The following is a 19,758-nucleotide window of genomic DNA, read 5'->3' as shown; positions in this document are numbered from 1 at the left end:
CCTTTTGCGGGGCGTGCTGCGGCGTTGATGTCAGTTGCCGTCCCGCGCGCGTGCGGCAACCCGGCGGATTGCGTCCGCAACCTCGTCCGGGCGGGCATGGTGCGGCATATGGCCGACCCCTTCCAGTCGGGTCAGCGTGACACTCTCGACCTCTGCCTCCAACCGTTCAGCGTGGTATTGCAGGCCGACAGTCGTGTCGCTGGTGCCGTGCAAAACCTCGATTGGCATGGTCAGGGCAGGGTAGCCACCTGACATCGCCTCGACATGGCCTTTCAGGCTGTCGATCTGCGTGGCGTTCAATCTTAGCTGCGTGGCGCGTAAGGTCAGGTCCAGTCCCAGATGGTCCAGATACCCCTCTGGCACCGGATCGGGGGCAAAAACCCCTTCAAGGCTGCGCTCTACCGCCCCGCGTGGCGCAAGGCGCGAGATCAGGGGCAAGACCAGATTCTGCCCGACGGACGAGGCGCTGAGTTTGTACCAGATGCCCAACTCGCCCGGCCAAGGATGCGAGGCAGGGGCCAGCAGCGTCAGACCTGCCACATCATTGGGCGCGCGCAACGCCCAAGCCAGCGCAACCGCGCCGCCATAAGAATGGCCCAGAATGATCGGGTCTTCGATGCCGAGTGTTGCTGCCGCAACCCGCAGGATATCGGCCTGCAAGACAGGGCTGTCGGGTTCGTTGAAAGGGTCAGAAAAGCCAAAACCGGGGCGGTCGAACGCGATGACACGGAAATCATCGGCCATGCGGTCCATCAGGTCAAAACTGAAATCGCGCGCATTTCCATTGGCCCCGTGGATCATGACCAGATCGGGGCCGTCCCCCCGAATGACCGCGTGGATACGGCCCTGCGGCAGATCAATGAACGCGCCTTCGGGCGCTATGTCTGCATGGGCCATAGGCTCCTCCAGGGCAGTCGAACAGGCCGCGATGATCGCGGTGCTCAGGGCAAGCCCTGCTAGTCTATTGGCCGATATTCGCAAGGTCATAGGGTGTTGTCTGATAAATGTCGTTGATCCAGTTACCATATAGAAGGTGGGCGTGACTTCTCCAACGGTTCATCGGAGTTCTCAAGGGATCGTCATCCGGGTAGTAGTTCATGGGGACCGTTACCGGAGTGCCTGCCTCTGCATCGCGGTCATATTCTTCTTTCAGTGTGGTGCTGTCATACTCGAAATGATTGAACACCATCAGCGCGCGATGGGCCGGATCTTCGACCAGACAGGGGCCAACCTGATCCGATGCAATCAATGTGTTCAGCCCGTCAACCTGATCAATCTCGGATTGGCGCAGCTCTGTCCAGCGACTGACAGGGATCAGCAGATCATCCGAGAAACCGCGCAGATAGGGCGATGCAGGCGCAAGGATGCGGTGGCGGAAACAGCCGAAAGCCTTGGCATCCAGCAGATGTTTCTGAACCTTGTGGAAATGCCACAGCATTGCCATGCCGCCCCAGCACACCCCGAAAGTCTGGTGTACATGGGTTTGCGTCCACTCAAAGACCTCGGTCAACTCGTCCCAATAGGTGACGTCCTGATAGGGTAGGTGCTCAATCGGTGCGCCAGTGATAATCAGCCCGTCAAAACGCTCGGTCTTCACGTCCTGAAACGGGCGGTAGAATTCGGCCATATGCTCGGCGGCGGTGTTCTTTGTCTCATGTTCGGACATGCGGATGAGTGAAAACTCGATCTGCAAAGGCGTGGCCCCGATCAGGCGGGCAAATTGCGTCTCGGTCTGGATTTTCTTGGGCATCAGGTTCAACAAGCCGATGCGCAAGGGCCGGATATCCTGCCGGGCCGCCGCTTGCTCGGACATGACCATGACGCCTTCGCGCGTCAGCACGTCAAAGGCAGGCAGGGTTTCGGGCAGCTTGATGGGCATGGTCAGTCCTTAGTTTGGCAGCTTTTCGGCTATGAGGGATACGAAATCATTCGCCTGCCGGATCTGTGCCACCTCTTGCGCGCTTACGCGCAGGCCCCAGTTGCGGGCCATGGCGGCATAGCGCGGGGCACGGTGCGCCAATGCGCGCGCATAGGTCCAGCGCACAAAGGCATCGGGGTCGATCTGCGTAGGGCTACGGCCGGTTTCGCGCTGATACTCGGCCCATGCCGCGTGCAGGAATTCGGGTTGGTAATACATGGGCTTGGGCGCACGGTCAAAACGGCGGATCAGCTCTTCGGTATGGGCCTCTGACCCTTCGATCCAGATGGGCAACACATGATCGGCAAGCTGGGTCATCAGCGGGTCTTGCGGGTTGTCTGGGTCAATCACCTCGCAGATTGATCCACCTGTGTCGCAAACGAAATTCGCATAGCCATAGAGCGCATCGGCGCGGGCAATGAAATGGGGTGTGTCGCGCAGGGCCGCGATCTCTGCCGCGCGGTGCTGCTCCTGTCGCTGCATATACTCGTCAAAGGGCAGGCCACCGCGGTCGGGGTTGCCGGGTTTGCCCAGATAGGTGGAGAGCGGTGCCAGATTGTCGAATGTGATGTTGGAGCTGATATAGACCGAATCCGACAAAAGCAGCTCGCGCAAAAGCGGCACTTTCATCGCTTCGCGCTTGAAATTATCGGCAATGAACTCGCCCATATAGCGCGTGCCGATGCGGTAATCTATCGAGTAGTGGAACCAGTCGCCCCCCTCGCGCAGCAAATTGGCCAGATGGGTCTTGCCAAGGCCTGACATGCCAAACAGCATGACCTGCTTGCGCGGCGCGTTCAGCCAGTCTGTCGCAGTGGGGTAGAGCATGGGGGCGCATCCTTGGAATGGTGCGCTTTGGGTAGCCAGTGCGCGACCAATGGTCAAGAAGCCATGAAAAAGCCCTGCAAGCACGGGGGCTGGCAGGGCCAAGTTTACTTGGAACTCACGCTACTCAGAAACTAAAGCCGACCCGCAGACCTGCGCCGATCATTGAATTTCCGCTGAAGGTGCCGTTGACGGGGGGACGCGTAGTTGCATCGCCAAAGCGGCTGTACTGTACGCCGCCAGAGATGGTTATATTGTCCACTGTATAACTCGCACCAAGACCGATTGAACGGCGGCTTGAGACAGGTTGTAGGTTGCCGGTCGTTTTGCCATTACCCGTATCATAGCCGAGCATGACCGAGCCAGACCAGTTCTCGTTGAAGCGTCGACCTACTCCAAGCGTGTATGTGACGGAATTTCGGTCGTAAGAGACAAGGTTCGGGTTTCCGGCGGGGCTAATATTAAAATCTTGCCACCGTACCCAACGAACCGACCCCATCAATATGGTGTCTTCTGCAATCCCGCTCTGGAATTCCAGATGCAGGCTTTCGGGGATTGTCGTTTCAAAACCATCTGGCATCGCCATGCCATTTACTGTCTGATCGAACTTGTGTTTCACCTTTGAGTTGTAGGTGAGCGATACGCGCGCTGCGATTTCCGGTATCTCGTAGGCCGCACCCAACAGATAACCCCAAGCCTGATCACGGTTGGTTTGCATGGTATAGGGCGTAGGTTCTGGGGGTGTTGCAAAGACCAGATCAACGCTGCCCTTGCTCCAGACCGAACGAACACCAGCATATGCACTGAACCCATTGCCAAAACTGTAGCGGAGCACACCAGTCAGGGCGGTGCTGTCGATCTTTGCCTTCGACCCGCTAAGAAACGCATCTGTCCCGGAAGGGTATGACACATCTGCGCCAATCGGCTCATCAAGTATGATAGCGTAAGAGACTTGTTCGTTGATATCTGCCTTATACGCCAAGCTGCCGTGAAAGACCCGCCGCGCTATATTACCTGTCGGGCCTGACGCCGGATTAAACGGCCCTGAGGCATCCCCAGAGACGCGCGGGCGCGCGAATTGCGCTCCGATTTCGATATAGCGGCCTTCCTGAAAAAGGATCGCCATGGATTGTGTAGAGCGTTCGACGCCACCGGCCCAAACCGGGCTTGCAGTCAGGGCCATCAGGCCCGATACTAAATACTTACGCACGGAAAACTCCTCCTCTTTCCGATAGTTCCGCAAACGCGGCTCCTCTGTGCGCATAGCTTGAGGCGATTCTGCCTATGATGTCACATCTGACTTAAGGTCAGGTAAATTCGATTCTGATAAATTGTGACGAAACTGCAACGCTGCCGGTTACTCTGCTGTAGGGCGAATTGTGGTGATGCCAACTGCCCCCCCGCGTGCAAGCTCCGGGTCCAGCGTCATGGGGATATACTCGCCACGCCGCCACAGATCGCCCAGATCATCGTAATGGCGCGACAGCGGGTGGCCTGACTGGCCTGTGGACAGAATAAACACCGAGCTTTCAGGATCGGCGAAATCATAGACGCCCCGATAGACCGCGCCATGGACATTGGCGAATGGCTCCGGCTCTCGCCCCGATGTGGCCGCGCGCATCAAGGTGTGATCGCCCCCCGACGTGGATTGACGGATATTGACGAAATGGCGCACCAGCGGCACCTCGCCCAGCACGGAATGGGTGTGGGTGGCCATATGCGCGTCGCCCCAGCGCCAGCTTTCGACATTCTCGCCATACCGCTCGGTCAGGCGCAGCAGCGCCTCGTCTAGGGCGTTTATGGCAATTTCTGTGCAGGTTTCTGTCACCGAAGATTGTACGATATTGCACCATTCGCCCGCCCCATCCGTGTCGCGGAACACGCGCTCGATAAAGACCGGATCGACATGGGTGAAATTATCCGCCAGTGGCCCCAACTCGTCGCGGATCAGGCGGGTTTGCAGCGCGCGCATCCACGCGGCATAGATCAACGGCTCTGGCAGATGCTCGTTCATCTCGCCGTTCCAGTCGGCCATCAGCCGCAATGCACGCTGGCGCAGATGGGCGCGGGTGCCCGCCGGTGCTGCCTCGCCCGAGAACCACAGATCCGCCGCCACAAGCGGCAGCAGCAGGCGCGCGGCCGGGCTGACAGTGTCCAGCTGCGCCTCGATGAAGCTGTCGCGGGTATGGACATTGCGTGTGCGCATCAGATGCAAGAACCGCTCGATGCGCTGCGTGTCGCCCCAGTCATGGCTGACATGCAGCGGAAAGGGGCGCTCGATGATTTTGTTGTTGGTATTGCCCAAAATGCCGCTTTCGGGGTCCAGAAAGCGCGGATTGGCCGAATAGGGCAGGGTGCCCAGCCAGCGGTTCTCGGTGCGCCAGCCGGGGGCAGGCATACGTCCCTGCGTTTCATGATCTGCGCGGCGGCGCGGCATACGCCCGATGGTCTGCATGGCAACGCGGTCCTGCGTGGCGAGCATCAGGTTTTGCGACGGCGCGATGAACAACTCGCCCGCCTCCAGCGCCTGCTCGATGCCTTGCGCGCGCATCAGCCGCATGGCGGCGGTCATGGTGGTGTCTTCTGCCTCCAGCGCGGTCCAGCCAAGGCTAGCGACATGGCCCGGCGGTGTGATCGTGCCCACATCATACAGGCTGCTCGACAGGACCGGCCCGTTTTCAGACCAGCGCAAGGTCAGTGTAACGGGGTCTTCGTCCTTGATCCGAATGATCGTGCCGCGCGTCTCGAACTCGGCCCAGCCGTCTGGGGTGCGGTATTGCGTCGAGTTGTCGGGGTTCAATTCTTCGATAAAGATATCGCTGTCATCCATGTAGGACGACGTGATGCCCCATCCCAAAGCCTCTGATCGCCCTGACAGGATGGCAGGTACGCCCGGAATGGTTGCCCCGATGACGCCGCCCGTGTCCAGTTCCAGCCGCGCAAGATACATCAGCGACGGCGCGGTCAGTTCCAGATGCGGGTCATTGGCAAGGATCGCGCCATCGCTGGCCGCGCGTTCAGGTGTGGCCGCAAAACTGTTCGAGGCACCGGCCAATGCAGTGGGGCGGATGGGGGACAAGGGGGCTGATAGGGCGGCAACCTGCTGGTCTGCTGTCACATCAGGGAACAGCGTGGCAAAGTCGGGCAGGGCCGCCACGCCTGATCCCGGCGCATCGGGCATCAGATCGCGCAACCGCTCTTCGGGGACCAGAAGCGAGGTGCGTGCGCGCAGCACTTCGCGCGTGATCTGTCCGTTCAGTTGAACAGATAGCAGTTTCAGGATGGCCAGCGAATCTGTGGGTTGCCAGAGTGGCATCTCGGCGTTGAACACGAAAAACTCTGGCGCGCCGCGCCCGCGCGCCCGGTCATTGCTTTCGCGCAGCCACGCATTCACCCCGTCAGCATAGGATTGCAAGGCGGCCTGCGTCTGGTCATCCTGCGCCCGGACAGAGCTGCGCGCCAAGCCATACAGGTCAAGCCGGCGCATCAACTCGTCTGTGCGCACAGTGCGCCGCCCGAACATTTCCGACAGACGCCCCTGTGCCGTGCGGCGCAGCATCTGCATTTGCCACAGCCTGTCCTGCGCATGGGCAAAGCCAAGACCGAAAAACACATCCGTCTCATGCTCGGCAAAGATATGGGGCACGTTATGCGTGTTGCGCACAATCTCGACTTCGCCTTGCACTGCCGGAATGGTAAAGGATTCCGTGTAATCGGGCAGCGAGCGCGACAAGAAAAAGTACAATCCCAACGCCACAAGCACCGCCAGCGCGGCAAGCGCGCCAAAGATCTTCAACAACCAGCGAAACATTGTGAACATGAGGTAAAAGGGGCTTTGTGTTGACGGTGGGTTTGGCCCTGATAGGTATTGCTCTAGCGCCGAATGCGCAATCACAAGAATTCGAGAGGGATGCAATGACAAAACTGGCGTTTTTGGGGCTTGGGGTCATGGGTGGGCCAATGGCCGCGCATCTGGCGCAAGCAGGCCATGAGGTATGTGTCTATAATCGCACAACATCCAAGGCAAAAGACTGGGTGGCCGCACATGGCGGGCGCTTTGGCGAAACACCGCGCGCAGCGGCCGAGGGTGCCGAATTTGTCATGGCCTGTGTGGGCAATGACGATGATCTGCGCAGTGTTTGTCTGGGCGACGAGGGTGCGTTCGCAGGTATGGCATCGGGCACAGTGTTTGTCGATCACACCACTGTTTCCGCACAGGTCACACGCGAGCTTTACGCAGCTGCAAAGGCACTTGGCGTAGGATATGTCGATGCGCCGGTTTCGGGCGGGCAGGCGGGTGCCGAGAACGGCGCGCTGTCGATTATGTGCGGTGGCGATGCCGCAGAGTATGCGCGCGCAGAGCCGATCATGGACGCCTATGCGCGCATTGCGCGGCGTATGGGCGAAAGTGGCGCAGGCCAGATCGCCAAGATGATGAACCAGATCTGCATCGCCGGTGCCGTGCAAGGCTTGTCCGAGGCGCTGCATTTCGGTGAGAAGGCGGGCATGGACGGGCGCGCCGTGATCGAAGTCATCTCTCAGGGGGCCGCCGGATCGTGGCAGATGCAAAACCGCCACGGCACAATGCTGGACCGCGAATTTGACCACGGTTTTGCTGTGGACTGGATGCGCAAGGATCTGGCCATCTGCCTTGCGGCAGCGGATGAGGTGGGCGCGGCCTTGCCCGTCACAGCACTGGTCGATCAGTTCTACAAGGAAGTGCAGACGATGGGCGGCGGGCGCTGGGACACCTCCGCCTTGATCGCGCGGTTGCGCAAGCTGGGAGAAGGGTGATGCTTTACGCGCTTGATGGGCAGCGCCCGACGCTGCCAGAGTCTGGCGACTACTGGGTCGCACCGGGCGCGCATGTGATCGGGCATGTGGTGCTGACCGAAGGGGTATCGATCTGGTTTGGCTGTACCTTGCGCGGCGACAATGAACCGCTGGTCATTGGCGAAGGCAGCAATATTCAGGAAAACTGCGTCTTGCACACAGATATCGGCTATCCGCTGACAATAGGGGCGCAGTGTACTATCGGGCATAAGGCCATGCTGCATGGTTGCACCATAGGCGAGGGTTCGTTGATTGGCATGGGGGCCACGGTTCTGAATGGTGCGGTCATTGGCAAAGGGTGCCTGATCGGCGCGGGCGCGCTGGTGACCGAAGGCAAAATCATTCCCGACGGGTCATTGGTTATGGGGTCGCCCGGACGTGTGGTGCGGCAACTGGATGCGGACGCACGAGCGAAGCTGCTGGCCTCTGCCGCAGGGTACCGCACCAATATGACTAGGTTTAAGAACGGGTTGCTACCTATTGATTAAGCGTGAATCTTTCAGGAGCGCACGCCAATCCCCATCTGCATCAGCGCGCGCCGCACCGGGGACGCAGAATACATCATATCCAGCACCTTGGCGCGTGCGTCGCGTAGTGGCTGCGCATGGATCATCGACACGCGGTTGAGCATGCCAACACCTGCCACGCGCAATGCCACATCGGGGTAGCGACGGCGGTGATAGGCCGACAGCATGGCAGGGCTTCCCAACCCTTCCGGCGTGGCAAGCTCGATCAGGGCTGACAGATCGGCCAGTGACATGTTCAGCCCCTGCGCCCCGATCGGGGGGACCACATGTGCGGCCTCTGCCATCAGCGCTGTTCGTTCGCCATGAAAGCGCTCCGCGATCTGGCTGATGATCGGCCAGACGGTCAGGCGCGATGCCAGTGTCAGCGGGCCGAACACCCCGCAAGAGCGGGTGTTCATCTCGTCCTCGAAGGCGGCTTGTGGCAGTGCGGCCAGCCGCGCAACCTCTGGGCCGGTTTCCATCCAAACAATCGCAGAGCAGGGCAGGCCATCGCGGTCGGGCAACGGCACGAATGTGAACGGCCCGCCAGAGCGGTGAATTTCGGTCGAGACATTGTCATGCGGCACCGGATGCGTGACCGCAAAGGCCAGCGCCTTTTGCCCGAACCGCGTAGTGCGCACAGGGATTCCCAGTGCTTGCCGCATGGGCGAATTGCGCCCGTCTGCCGCGATCAGCAATCTGGCCTCGACGGTGGTGCCGTCGGATAGGCTGACCAGTGCCGCTGTTTCGCGCGTGGTCAGGCGGCGGGTGCCGATGCCGGGGCGAAAGGTGACATTCGGCAACTCATCCAGCCGCGCTGCGCATTCGCGTTTCAGCAACCAGTTGGGCAGGTTCCATCCAAAAGGCTGGTCCGAAATGTCGGCGGCATTGAAATCATGGCTGACGCGCGGTGTCGGGTCTTCGCTGCCTGCATCCACTATGCGCATCACTTGCAGCGGCATCGCATGGGCCTGAAACCGTTCCCAAAGGCCCGCGTGTTCCAGAACGGAAATCGACGGTTGCAAAAAGGCCGTGCTGCGCAGGTCCGCGCCGGGGTCTGCTTCGGTCATGATGGGGGGGGTCGGGTCCACGCACAAGACGGAATACCCTTGGCTGCCGATTGCGGCGGCTGCGGCCATGCCAGCGATCCCGCCGCCAGAGACAACTATGTCGTAACACTCACGCATCAGGGCACCCTCTTCTTGACTGTGGGAATCATACCGCATGACCGCGCAGGCGCAATCCTGTGCGCGCGCGACACAGCGCCACCCTATCCAAAGACAATCAGGATCAGAATTACCACCATAGCAAGCGCTGCAAAGACCATGACCGACACCAGCCCCGGCAAGCCCCATGTCATTGTGGACAGAACAAGCACATTGAGAAAGACCATGAGCGCGGCCCAGATTGGCCAAGGCTCGTCATCTTCGCGCCAGTTGCGCTTCTTGTCAGTGGTTTGGGAGTCACTCTTCGCCATGGTCACACACCCTTCGAAATATTGTATTCGGGATGTATGAAATGACGCGCCAGACTACAGGATGGCAGGTTGTCGCGCGACCGAAGCGCGCAGGGTCACCCCCACGCGCGATAACTTAGGCCGTCAGCCAAACACGATGAAGCACAAAAGCCCCAGCATGCCGATTGCAGCAGGGACCATCACCACAACAAGCCCGGCCACACCCATTGTCAGCACCGCCGTGACCAGGGCTGCAAGGACGAACACGATGCCAGCCCAGATGGCCCAAGGCTCGTTGGCAAGCATCTTGGGCATTGCGGGCGTTTTCGTGGGTGTTTGTGTCGCTGTGCTGGTCATAGTCGCTCCTCCGATAAATATGTGCTTGCGTCTAGACTTTTAATTGCTGCGGTGCAGCATGGCAGATTGTCGCGCAGCAGATTGGGGCCGCAGTCAGGGGCGCAGTTGCGACAGAAAGGCCGTCAGATCATCGGTATGGTGTTGGATATGGGGCGCGTCATGGGGTTCGGGGGCGACATGAACCGTGCGCATTCCCATCGCAAAGGGGGCGGCCAGATTGCGTGGATCATCCTCGAACATCGCGGCGCGGGCGGGGTCCAGCCCATCAAGCGCAAATATCTGCTCAAAGGCGTTTTGCTCGGGCTTGGGGCGATAACCGGCATGTTCAACACCGTAAATCGCATCAAATAGCCCGCTTAGCCCACGCGCCTCGGATACGCGCAAGGCATAGTCTGCCGATCCGTTCGTGTAGATGATCCTGCGACCGGGCAGTGCTGCAATATGGTCGCGCAACAATTCATCGGGGCGCAGCACCGAGAAATCAATGTCATGCACATGCTGCATATAAGGGACCGGGTCTATGTCGTGATAATGCATCAACCCGGCCAGCGTTGTGCCATATTGCGACCAATAGCTGTGGCGCAGGTGGTTCGCCTCATCCTGTGTGACCCCGAGCGTGTCCATGACATAGGAAACCATGCGCCCTTCGATCTGGTCGAACAGGCGCATTTCAGGTGGGTAAAGCGTGTTGTCGAGATCAAAGACCCAAGCACGCACATCGGAAAAACATTCGGCTGGCATGGTGCGCAGTCTAACTGTTTAATAGCGAAGGGCAAGGCGACAGGGCTTGTCATCTGGCGCGAACACGGGTTTTGTAACCCGAAGATATGCAGAGAAAGTCATGACCGATACAAAACCCCTGAAAGACGCCTATTCGTTGATTCTGGAAGCGATTGATTTGGGCATATACAAACCCGGTGATCGGTTGGTGGAATCCGAGTTGGCGGATCGCTTTGGCGTGTCGCGCACCCCCATCCGCGAAGCATTGCAACGCCTTGAAACACAATCCTTGCTGACGCGCGATGGTAGGTCCCTGATTGTGGCGTCGCTGGATCATAACCAGTTGGCGGAGCTGTATGTCGTACGATCAGAGTTGGAAGGGCTTGCCGCCCGTCTGGCCGCACGCCACGCCACGCAAGAAGAGGTCCGCCTGTTGCGCACCATGATCGAGGATGACCGCGCCCTGATCAATGACCCACAGGCGCTAAGCCGTGCCAATAAACGCTTTCACAAGCAGATACATCTGGCGTCGCATAATCGGTATCTGGTGCAACAGCTTGACCTTGTTCACCGCTCGATGGCGTTGCTGGCGACCACGTCGCTCTCGTTTGAGGGGCGGGGGCTGCAAACGCTTGAAGAGCATAGCAAGATTGTTGAGGCGATCGCCGCAGGTGACGGCGACCGCGCTTATGATGCGTTGAAGCAGCATATCTCACTGGCTTTTGAAACGCGCCTGCGACAGGATTCTATGGCCGAGGCGCGTTATTCGGTCTGAGGGTCAGAGCACCTCGTCCAGAAATTCCAGAAGCGCAGCTTCCGCCTTGGCATTGGCATCCGCGTCCCAGTCATTCGAGGTTTCGACCGTGAAGGAATGGCGCGCCCCGCCAAAAATGCGCGATTCATGCGCAACCTCCGCGTCGCGCAGTTCCTCCATAAGGGCGGCAAGCTCGGTCATACCAGACACGGGATCGGCAGAGCCATGAAGAACGAGCACGGGGGCATTTGTCGCGCTGTAATCCTGACCCTCGGGGGTATCCAAGCCGCCGTGAAAGCTGACAAATCCCGCCATATCGAAGCCAGCGCGCGCGCCCTCCAAGGCTGCGGCACCGCCAAAGCAATAGCCGGTCAGCACCATCTGTTCAGGCACATTCTCCATTGCAGCGGCGGCATCGGCACCAGCGGCAATGCGGGCGCGGAATTCTTCGCGGTCCGCATAGAGCGCGCCAGTCTCGCGGCGGTAGTCGTCAATTCCCTCAAGCACAGCGTCGCGCCCGAACAAATCGAGCGCAACACCGACATAGCCCGCTTCGGCCATCGCATCTGCGCGCGCAATCTCATGGTCATTCAGCCCGTCCCAGTCATGGACGATCAGAACCGTGCCGCGCGCCTCGCCTTGTGGGACTGCGACATACCCTTCAAAGACCATGTCCCCGACGGTATACTCGAAATTCTCGGCAAAGCTGGCGGTGCCCAGCACAATGGCGCATGTGCTTAGAAATGTCAGGTGACGGTGTTTCATTTGTATATCCTCCTGTTGATACTCAGAAGATAGCGCTGCACCGCGAATGCCAAGGCAGGGCAGGTCGGATCAGGCCAGTTTTTGCTTGACCAAGGCCCCGGCCTTGCCGAAATCCATCTGGCCCGCATAGGCCGATTTCAGTTCCGCCATCACCTTGCCGATATCGCGCACAGAGGTTGCACCCGTCTCGGCGATGACCTTGGTTATTGCAGCGGTCATCTCCTCCTCGGTCAATTGGCGGGGAAGGAAGCTTTCGATGACGGCAATCTCGGCGGTTTCTTTGTCGGCCAGATCAAGGCGCGCGGCCTCTTCATAGGCGCGGGCCGAATCGCGGCGTTGCTTGACCATGCGCGTCAGCACAGTGGTCAGGTCTGCATCGGTCAGCTCGGTCACACCCTGATCGCCCCGCGCGGCGATTTCGCGGTCCTTGATGGCGGCATTGATCAGCCGCAGGGTGGCCAGACGCTCGGTGTCGCGTGCCTTCATCGCGGTCTTGAGTTCGCTGGAAATCTTGTCGCGCAAAGACATCTGGTCGCTCCTGTAAGCAGAGTTGGGGTAGTCATTCAGAGTATCGAAGCCCATGGATGGCGGCAAGCGCCATCGCTGAGGGCGGATAATCGTGCAAACAAACGCATCGCAGCACCGGATCGCCTTGATTCTCCCGCGCGCCCGCCGTAGAGGTTCGCGCAAATCCGAACAGACGGAGACGCGCCCATGTCTGCCCAGACCTCCAAGCCCACCGCGTGCCTTGCTTTGGCCGATGGGACGATTTTTTATGGCCGAGGATTCGGCGCGACTGGTGAAACAGTGGCCGAGCTGTGCTTTAACACTGCGATGACCGGCTATCAGGAAATCATGACCGACCCGTCCTATGCAGGGCAGATCGTGACCTTCACCTTCCCGCATATCGGAAATGTCGGCGTGAACCCCGATGACGATGAGACGCAAGACCCTGTTGCCGCTGGCATGGTGGTAAAATGGGACCCGACCACGCCGTCCAACTGGCGCGCAGTTGAGGACATGGTCACATGGCTACAAAAGCGCGGGCGCATTTGCATCGGCGGGATCGACACACGCCGCCTGACGCGCGCAATCCGCCAGCAGGGCGCGCCGCATGTGGCGCTTGCCCATAATCCCGACGGAAAATTCGACATAGAGGCGCTGGTTGCGAAAGCACGCGCATGGAAAGGGCTGGTGGGCCTTGATCTGGCGCGCGATGTGACCTGTGCGCAATCCTACCGCTGGGATGAAATGCGTTGGGCATGGCCCGAAGGATATGCGCGCCAGACAGCCCCGGTGCACAAGGTTGTCGCCATTGATTATGGCGCAAAGCGCAACATCCTGCGGTGTCTTGCGTCCGCCGGGTGCGACGTGACTGTGCTGCCCGCCACGGCCACTGCCGAAGATGTGATGGCTCTGAATCCGGATGGCGTGTTTCTGTCCAACGGCCCCGGCGACCCCGCGGCGACGGGCGCGTATGCCGTGCCGATGATCCAGCAGGTTCTGGAATCGGACCTGCCAGTTTTTGGCATTTGCCTTGGCCATCAGATGCTGGCGCTGGCGCTTGGTGCGCAGACGATCAAGATGAACCACGGCCATCACGGGGCGAACCACCCTGTGAAGGATCACGACACAGGCAAAGTCGAGATTACGTCTATGAATCATGGGTTTGCGGTGGATAGTCAAACCTTGCCGCAGGGCGTGATCGAGACGCACACCTCTCTGTTCGACGGGTCGAATTGCGGCATTCGTATGCAGGACAAGCCGGTTTTCTCGGTCCAGCACCACCCCGAGGCCAGCCCCGGCCCGCAAGACAGCTTTTACCTGTTCGAGCGCTTCGCGGCGTCGATGGCCGCGCGCAAGCCGGGCTAGTCAGTCCGAAAGGCGCGAGATCAGTTCCCGCAATAGCGCTGGGGCGCGCTTGGCCATTGAGCAGGCACAGGAATATTTCTTGTGTGCGCACAAAACGTTGTTGGCAGTGCGCAGAGACTGACTTAGGGTGATTTCAGTTACAAGAGGATCAGGACACCCGATCATGGCCAGATCCCAAATTGGGGTGCAGACACAGTTTTCCCGCCCGGTGCGGCAGATCGTGATGATGCTTGTCGTCATCGCGCTTGTCACAGTTGGGACATGGTTTGCGCTCCCTGCCGTTTCAGGGATATTTCTGTCGAATATCTGGCTGAACGGGTTTATCTTTTTCGTTTTCGTCGTGGGTGTTTTCGCAACCTTCTGGCAGGTGATCCAGCTTAATCGGTCGATCATCTGGATTGAGGGTTTCGCAAGCGGAACACCGGGGCACGAAGCCACTGCGCCACCCGCGCTGTTGATGCCACTGGCCGCGTTGTTGCGCGGGCGGGGGCGGGGCAGCCAGATCGGGTCCAGCTCGGCCTCGTCGATCCTCGATTCCGTGGCGACACGGCTGGACGAATTGCGCGACATCACGCGCTACATCATTTCGCTGCTGATCTTTCTGGGTCTGTTGGGTACGTTTTACGGGCTGGCGACAACTGTTCCGGCGGTGGTGGATACGATCCGCTCGCTCGCGCCCGAAGACAATGAGACAGGCATTCAGGTTTTTGAGAACCTGATGACCGGGCTAGAGGCGCAGTTGGGCGGAATGGGTACGGCCTTTTCCTCGTCGCTTCTGGGGCTGGCCGGATCGCTGGTCGTGGGCATGCTGGAATTGTTTGCTGGCCACGGTCAAAACCGGTTCTACCGCCAGTTGGAAGAATGGCTGAGCTCGATCACCCGTCTGGGCGTTGTCGGCGATCAGGAACAGGGCGCCGAAATGGGCGCAGTTGTTCAGGTTCTAGATGGAATGGTCGAGCAGATGGAGGCAATGTACCGACAACAGGTGCATGCCGATCAGGAACGCGCGCAAATTGATCAGGCGCTGGGGGGACTGGCGGAAGCTGTCGACCGGCTTGCCTCTGGCGCGGGAATGAACGCGGCGGGACCGGATGCCAATGTCGCACCTGCGTTGTTGCGCATTGCCGATGGTCAGGATGCGCTGTTGCAGCATCTGCGCCACTTTGCAGATGAAAACGGCCCCTCTGCGCAAGCAGAAATTCGGTTGCGGTTGCGCAATATCGACAGCCAGATGTTGCGGATTGCCGAAGAGATTTCCGCCGGACGGGTGGAGACCACTGCCGATCTGCGCTCGGACTTGTCGTCGTTGACATTGGCTGTCCGGCAGTTGTCACGCTCAGGTTTCAGCGCCCGTCGGGATGGAGAGTAAGCGATGGCGCTGGCGCGCAGAACTGGGCAACGGCGCGATGTAAGCGGGGCGATCTGGCCGGGCTTCGTCGATGCCATGACCGCCCTTTTGCTGGTGCTGATGTTCGTGCTGTCGATTTTCATGATCGTGCAATTCGTTTTGCGCGACACGATCACCGCGCAGGACACCCAACTCGAAGGGCTGTCTGCCGAGGTTGCAACCCTTGCAGATGCGCTGGGGTTGTCGCGGGCGCGGATTTCCTCGCTTGAGAGCGAGCTTGGCGCAATGGAAGGCGACCTTGATCAGGCGCGCGCGCTTGCAGCGGCACAAATGGCGCAGATATCCGCGCTTTCGGACGATCTGGCTGCGCGCGAAAGTGCGCTGAGTGCGGCCGAAGCACGCATCACAGATTTTGAGGCGCAGGTCGCAGCCCTGATTTCGGCGCGGGATACTGCTGTGGCGCGTGGGGATGCCCTAAGCGCGGATCTGGCCGAAATGGATGCGGCACAGGCGGAACTTCTGTCCGAGCAAGAGGCGTTGCAACTGGCACTTGCGTCCTTGCGCGATGAATTGGACGCCGAAGCCGAGGCTGCGCGCCTTGCAGCGGCGCGCGCCGAAGCGGTCGAGGCAGCTTTGGCGCAATCGCAGGCCGAAGCCGTGGCGCAAGAGGCCACACTGGCGCAGCTTTCCGCCCAACTGGCGGCGGCTGAGGACCGCGTACAGGATCAGGCCAGTGTTGAGGACAGTCTGCGCAGTGAACTTGATGCAGCAGAGCAAGCAGCCTTGGCCGAGCGCGCCGCCGCAGAAGCCTTGCGCGAGCGTCTGGCCGATGTCGAAACTGAATTGAGCGCTGAAGAGCGCCGTCGACTGGCCGATGCCGCCGCCGCAGAAGCGTTGCGCGCACGGCTGGAAAGCGCTGATGCGGAACTGACAGCCATGACCCTGTCACTAGAAGAGCAGCGCCGCCGCGCCGAGGAAACACTGACCTTGCTTGCCGCCGCCCGCGAGGGACAGGCAGAGGCAGAGGCCGCACTTCAGCAAGAGATTTCCGAGCGCGAGCGTCTTGCCGCATTGCGCGCAATGGCAGAGCAAAGCCTGTCCGAGCGAGAGGCGCAATCCCTTGAAGACCAGCGCCGCCTTGAAGTTCTGAACCAGCAGGTGGCAAGTTTGCGCGGGCAGGTGGGCAGCTTGCAGGATTTGCTGGGGGATGTGCGGGCACGCGAAGAAGCGTCCCAGACCCAGATTGAAAGCCTAGGCGCTGATCTGAACATGGCTTTGGCGCAACTTGCTGTTGAACAGCGTGCCCGCGCCGAACTCGAATCTGCCGAACGCGAACGGTTGGAGCGGTTCCAGTCCGAATTTTTCGGGCGTCTGCGCGAAGTGCTAGAAGGGCTTGATGAAATCCAGATTGTGGGAGACAGATTCGTTTTCTCGTCCGAAGTGCTGTTCGAGCTTGGCTCTGCCGATCTTGCATCTGGCGGACAGGCACAGATTGCCAATGTGGTAAGTATCCTGCGCGATGTGTCGGACCGCATTCCGCCAGAGATTGACTGGATTTTGCGTGTGGATGGCCACACTGACAATCTGGCGCTGGGTCCGGGGGCCGAATGGAGTGACAACTGGGCGCTTAGTCAGGCCCGCGCCTTGTCTGTGGTGCGTTTCATGACAGATGAGTTGGGCTTTCCGCCAGAGCGACTCGCGGCGACCGGATTTGGCGAATATCGCCCCGTGGACACGGCCAATACGCCCGAGGCGCGCGCGCGCAATCGCCGGATTGAGTTGAAGCTGACAGAGCGGTGAATGCTGTCGCGCAGCGGCTTTGGGGCTGCAAGGACAGTGCCACACGCGCCGCGCCGCAGGTCACAAACAGAATAACATAGCCATGTGGGCGCTATCAGGCCGCTCACACGCGGGTGATGCCCTGTGATACCCTTGCGTCGCAGGGGTTAAGGCTCTAGGCAAGTGGCGTAAAACTTAACGATCCGGAGATCACTGATGGCCAGACCCAGAATTGCACTGATCGGTGCGGGACAGATTGGCGGCACGCTCGCCCATCTTTCCGCGATCAAGGAACTTGGCGATGTTATCCTCTTTGACATTGCCGAAGGCACGCCGCAGGGCAAGGCGCTCGACATCGCGGAATCAGGCCCCTCGGAAGGGTTTGATGGCAGCTTCAAGGGCACGAATGATTATGCCGACATCGCAGGTGCGGATGTGTGCATCGTTACCGCCGGTGTCCCGCGCAAGCCCGGCATGAGCCGGGATGACCTGTTGGGCATCAACCTGAAGGTCATGAAATCGGTCGGCGAGGGAATTGCTGCACATGCCCCCGATGCGTTCGTGATCTGCATCACCAACCCATTGGATGCGATGGTCTGGGCGCTGCGCGAATTTTCGGGCATGCCGCATAACAAGGTCGTCGGCATGGCCGGTGTGCTGGATTCGGCGCGTTTCCGTCACTTCCTGAGCCTAGAGTTCAAGGTATCCATGCGCGACGTGACAGCCTTTGTGCTGGGTGGGCATGGCGACACGATGGTGCCATTGGTTCGGTATTCGACAGTTGCGGGTATCCCGCTGCCGGATCTTATCTCGATGGGCTGGACCACGCAGGACAAGCTGGATGCGATCGTGCAGCGCACGCGTGATGGCGGGGCAGAGATTGTGGGCCTGTTGAAAACCGGCTCGGCTTTTTATGCGCCAGCAACCAGCGCCATTGAAATGGCGGAAGCCTATCTCAAGGACCAACGGCGATTGCTGCCCTGTGCGGCCTATTGCGATGGCGAGTTCGGGCTGAAAGGCATGTATGTGGGTGTGCCCACGATCATCGGCGCAAATGGTATTGAGAAAATTGTCGATATCAAGCTGACCAAAGATGAACAGGCCATGTTCGACAAATCCATCGAGGCCGTGCGCGGGCTGGTTGAGGCGTGCAAGGGCATCGACTCTTCTCTGGCTTGATCTGATGGCACGGTAAGACACAAAAGGCCGCGCAAATGCGCGGCCTTTTTCAAATGAAAACCTAGCATTCGTGGGATAATTGCAATGACAGGCCGCAAGGGGTCAGGATTTGTGATCACACGTTTGAAAACAGTGATCACAAATCTTCTATTTTCCGCTGAATGTCATATTTTACAGAAGATTTCCATTGTTTTTCACTCTGAATCTGCGATGCACGGATGAGTAACAGCAGAAATGGGACAGTTTCATGAATATTCATGAGTATCAGGCAAAAGGGCTTCTGCGCTCTTACGGGGTGCCTGTTTCGGATGGTCGCATCGTTTTCAAGGCCGAAGAAGCGAAAAGTGCTGCGGGTGAACTTGATGGGCCGCTTTGGGTGATCAAGGCGCAGATCCATGCAGGTGGACGCGGCAAGGGCAGCTTCAAAGAAGCGTCTGCGGGTGAAAAGGGCGGTGTCCGCCTTGCCAGATCCGTGGCCGAGGCTGAAGAGCATACCAAGCAGATGCTGGGGCGCACATTGGTGACGCATCAGACCGGCCCCGCGGGCAAGCAGGTCAACCGCATCTATATTGAGGATGGCTCGGAGATCGAGCGCGAGTTGTATCTTGCACTTCTGGTCGACCGTGTCAGCAGCCGGATCAGCTTTGTTGTCTCGACCGAAGGCGGCATGGATATTGAAGAAGTTGCCGCAAACACACCGGAAAAACTGCTGTCATTCAGCATTGATCCGGCAACCGGTATTCAGGGCTTCCACGGCCGCCGCGTGGCCTTTGCTTTGGGGCTGGAAGGCAAGCAGATCAAGCAATGCGTTGATCTGGTCAGCAAACTCTACAAGCTTTTCGTTGAACGCGACGCCGAGATGGTCGAGATCAACCCGCTGATCGTCACCGACACGGGCGATCTGAAATGTCTTGATGCCAAGATGGGCTTCGATTCCAACTCTTTGTATCGCCAGGCCGACATACTTGCCCTGCGCGACGAGACGGAAGAAGACCCCAAAGAACTGGCCGCCAGCAAGTATGACCTGAACTACATCGCGCTGGATGGCGAGATTGGCTGCATGGTCAATGGTGCAGGTCTGGCGATGGCGACGATGGACATCATCAAGCTCTATGGCGCAGAGCCTGCCAACTTTCTGGATGTTGGCGGCGGTGCCACCAAGGAGAAAGTCACCGAGGCGTTCAAGATCATTACATCCGACCCCAATGTGAAGGGCATTCTTGTCAATATCTTTGGCGGGATCATGCGCTGTGACATCATTGCGGAAGGCGTGATTGCCGCCGTGAAAGATGTGGGTCTACAGGTGCCGCTGGTGGTGCGTTTGGAAGGCACGAATGTCGAGAAAGGCAAGGAAATCATCGCGGGCTCTGGCCTGAATGTGATCGCTGCTGACAACCTTTCGGATGCAGCAGAAAAAATCGTTAAAGCGGTGAAGGGGTAAGTCCG

19 protein-coding genes are annotated in these 19,758 nt (G+C 59.3%); 8 read left to right on the top strand and 11 right to left on the bottom strand.

Going from position 1 to position 19,758, the window contains the following annotated elements; all coding sequences use genetic code 11:
- Nucleotides 1-30 precede the first annotated feature (30 nt).
- From BD293_RS09570 to BD293_RS09550, 5 genes are all read right to left on the bottom strand, one after another.
- Nucleotides 31-897, bottom strand: a complete 867-nt coding sequence (locus BD293_RS09570; protein WP_170207097.1) for an alpha/beta fold hydrolase — start codon at nt 895-897, stop codon at nt 31-33.
- A 64-nt stretch (nt 898-961) separates the two neighbouring features.
- Nucleotides 962-1,879 (bottom strand): homoserine O-acetyltransferase MetA, encoded by a 918-nt coding sequence (gene metA / locus BD293_RS09565; RefSeq protein WP_142081188.1) that lies wholly within the window; start codon nt 1,877-1,879, stop codon nt 962-964.
- Between the two features lie 9 nt (nt 1,880-1,888).
- Entirely contained in the window at nt 1,889-2,746 is an 858-nt protein-coding gene (locus BD293_RS09560) for an ATPase (protein ID WP_142081186.1), read from the bottom strand.
- Between the two features lie 124 nt (nt 2,747-2,870).
- Complete coding sequence (locus tag BD293_RS09555; RefSeq protein WP_170207096.1) at nt 2,871-3,986, bottom strand: OmpP1/FadL family transporter; 1,116 nt, start codon at nt 3,984-3,986, stop codon at nt 2,871-2,873.
- Between the two features lie 114 nt (nt 3,987-4,100).
- Entirely contained in the window at nt 4,101-6,563 is a 2,463-nt protein-coding gene (locus tag BD293_RS09550) for a penicillin acylase family protein (RefSeq protein WP_142081183.1), read from the bottom strand.
- Nucleotides 6,564-6,658: 95 nt separating this feature from the next.
- Here BD293_RS09550 and BD293_RS09545 point away from each other — a divergent pair, with 95 nt between their 5' ends.
- Both BD293_RS09545 and BD293_RS09540 read left to right on the top strand, forming a co-directional pair.
- Nucleotides 6,659-7,537, top strand: a complete 879-nt coding sequence (locus BD293_RS09545) for an NAD(P)-dependent oxidoreductase (RefSeq protein ID WP_142081181.1) — start codon at nt 6,659-6,661, stop codon at nt 7,535-7,537.
- Nucleotides 7,537-8,064, top strand: coding sequence for a gamma carbonic anhydrase family protein (locus BD293_RS09540; protein WP_142081179.1), 528 nt, complete (start codon nt 7,537-7,539; stop codon nt 8,062-8,064). Before BD293_RS09545 ends, BD293_RS09540 begins: the two co-directional genes overlap by 1 nt.
- A gap of 11 nt (nt 8,065-8,075) precedes the next feature.
- Here BD293_RS09540 and BD293_RS09535 read toward each other — a convergent pair whose 3' ends face one another.
- The 4 genes from BD293_RS09535 to BD293_RS09520 all read right to left on the bottom strand — a co-directional run bounded on the left by BD293_RS09535 (nt 8,076) and on the right by BD293_RS09520 (nt 10,636).
- Nucleotides 8,076-9,269, bottom strand: coding sequence for a UbiH/UbiF family hydroxylase (locus BD293_RS09535; RefSeq protein WP_142081178.1), 1,194 nt, complete (start codon nt 9,267-9,269; stop codon nt 8,076-8,078).
- A gap of 83 nt (nt 9,270-9,352) precedes the next feature.
- A complete protein-coding gene (locus BD293_RS09530) occupies nt 9,353-9,559 on the bottom strand; it encodes a hypothetical protein (RefSeq protein WP_142081176.1) in 207 nt (68 codons plus the stop codon).
- A gap of 123 nt (nt 9,560-9,682) precedes the next feature.
- A complete protein-coding gene (locus BD293_RS09525) occupies nt 9,683-9,895 on the bottom strand; it encodes a hypothetical protein (protein ID WP_142081174.1) in 213 nt (70 codons plus the stop codon).
- Between the two features lie 93 nt (nt 9,896-9,988).
- Nucleotides 9,989-10,636, bottom strand: coding sequence for a pyrimidine 5'-nucleotidase (locus BD293_RS09520; protein WP_142081172.1), 648 nt, complete (start codon nt 10,634-10,636; stop codon nt 9,989-9,991).
- Nucleotides 10,637-10,736: 100 nt separating this feature from the next.
- On the opposite strand from BD293_RS09520, the gene BD293_RS09515 reads away from it, so the two are divergent.
- Complete coding sequence (locus BD293_RS09515) at nt 10,737-11,390, top strand: GntR family transcriptional regulator (RefSeq protein WP_142081170.1); 654 nt, start codon at nt 10,737-10,739, stop codon at nt 11,388-11,390.
- Nucleotides 11,391-11,393: 3 nt separating this feature from the next.
- Here BD293_RS09515 and BD293_RS09510 read toward each other — a convergent pair whose 3' ends face one another.
- Both BD293_RS09510 and BD293_RS09505 read right to left on the bottom strand, forming a co-directional pair.
- Complete coding sequence (locus tag BD293_RS09510; RefSeq protein ID WP_142081168.1) at nt 11,394-12,134, bottom strand: dienelactone hydrolase family protein; 741 nt, start codon at nt 12,132-12,134, stop codon at nt 11,394-11,396.
- A 69-nt stretch (nt 12,135-12,203) separates the two neighbouring features.
- Nucleotides 12,204-12,662 carry a GatB/YqeY domain-containing protein gene (locus BD293_RS09505; RefSeq protein ID WP_142081166.1) on the bottom strand — a complete coding sequence of 153 codons (459 nt, stop codon included), beginning with the start codon at nt 12,660-12,662 and terminating at the stop codon, nt 12,204-12,206.
- 186 nt (nt 12,663-12,848) lie between these two features.
- Here BD293_RS09505 and carA point away from each other — a divergent pair, with 186 nt between their 5' ends.
- From carA to sucC, 5 genes are all read left to right on the top strand, one after another.
- The gene (gene carA / locus BD293_RS09500) at nt 12,849-14,006 is read left to right on the top strand and encodes a glutamine-hydrolyzing carbamoyl-phosphate synthase small subunit (RefSeq protein WP_142081164.1); all 1,158 of its coding nucleotides are present in this window, start codon (nt 12,849-12,851) and stop codon (nt 14,004-14,006) included.
- 163 nt (nt 14,007-14,169) lie between these two features.
- A complete protein-coding gene (locus BD293_RS09495) occupies nt 14,170-15,375 on the top strand; it encodes a biopolymer transporter ExbB (RefSeq protein WP_142081162.1) in 1,206 nt (401 codons plus the stop codon).
- Nucleotides 15,376-15,378: 3 nt separating this feature from the next.
- On the top strand, nt 15,379-17,154 hold the full coding sequence (locus tag BD293_RS09490) for a peptidoglycan -binding protein (RefSeq protein WP_142081160.1): 1,776 nt from the start codon (nt 15,379-15,381) through the stop codon (nt 17,152-17,154).
- 195 nt (nt 17,155-17,349) lie between these two features.
- A complete protein-coding gene (gene mdh / locus BD293_RS09485; protein ID WP_142081158.1) occupies nt 17,350-18,312 on the top strand; it encodes a malate dehydrogenase in 963 nt (320 codons plus the stop codon).
- Nucleotides 18,313-18,559: 247 nt separating this feature from the next.
- Nucleotides 18,560-19,753: an ADP-forming succinate--CoA ligase subunit beta gene (sucC, locus tag BD293_RS09480; protein WP_142081156.1), complete on the top strand. Its 1,194-nt coding sequence runs from the start codon at nt 18,560-18,562 to the stop codon at nt 19,751-19,753.
- Nucleotides 19,754-19,758: the final 5 nt, after the last annotated feature.

This window comes from Roseinatronobacter monicus (assembly GCF_006716865.1).
GTDB lineage: Bacteria > Pseudomonadota > Alphaproteobacteria > Rhodobacterales > Rhodobacteraceae > Roseinatronobacter > Roseinatronobacter monicus.
Note: the sequence above shows the minus strand (reverse complement) of the source record. Positions and strands in the feature narration are given on the sequence as shown.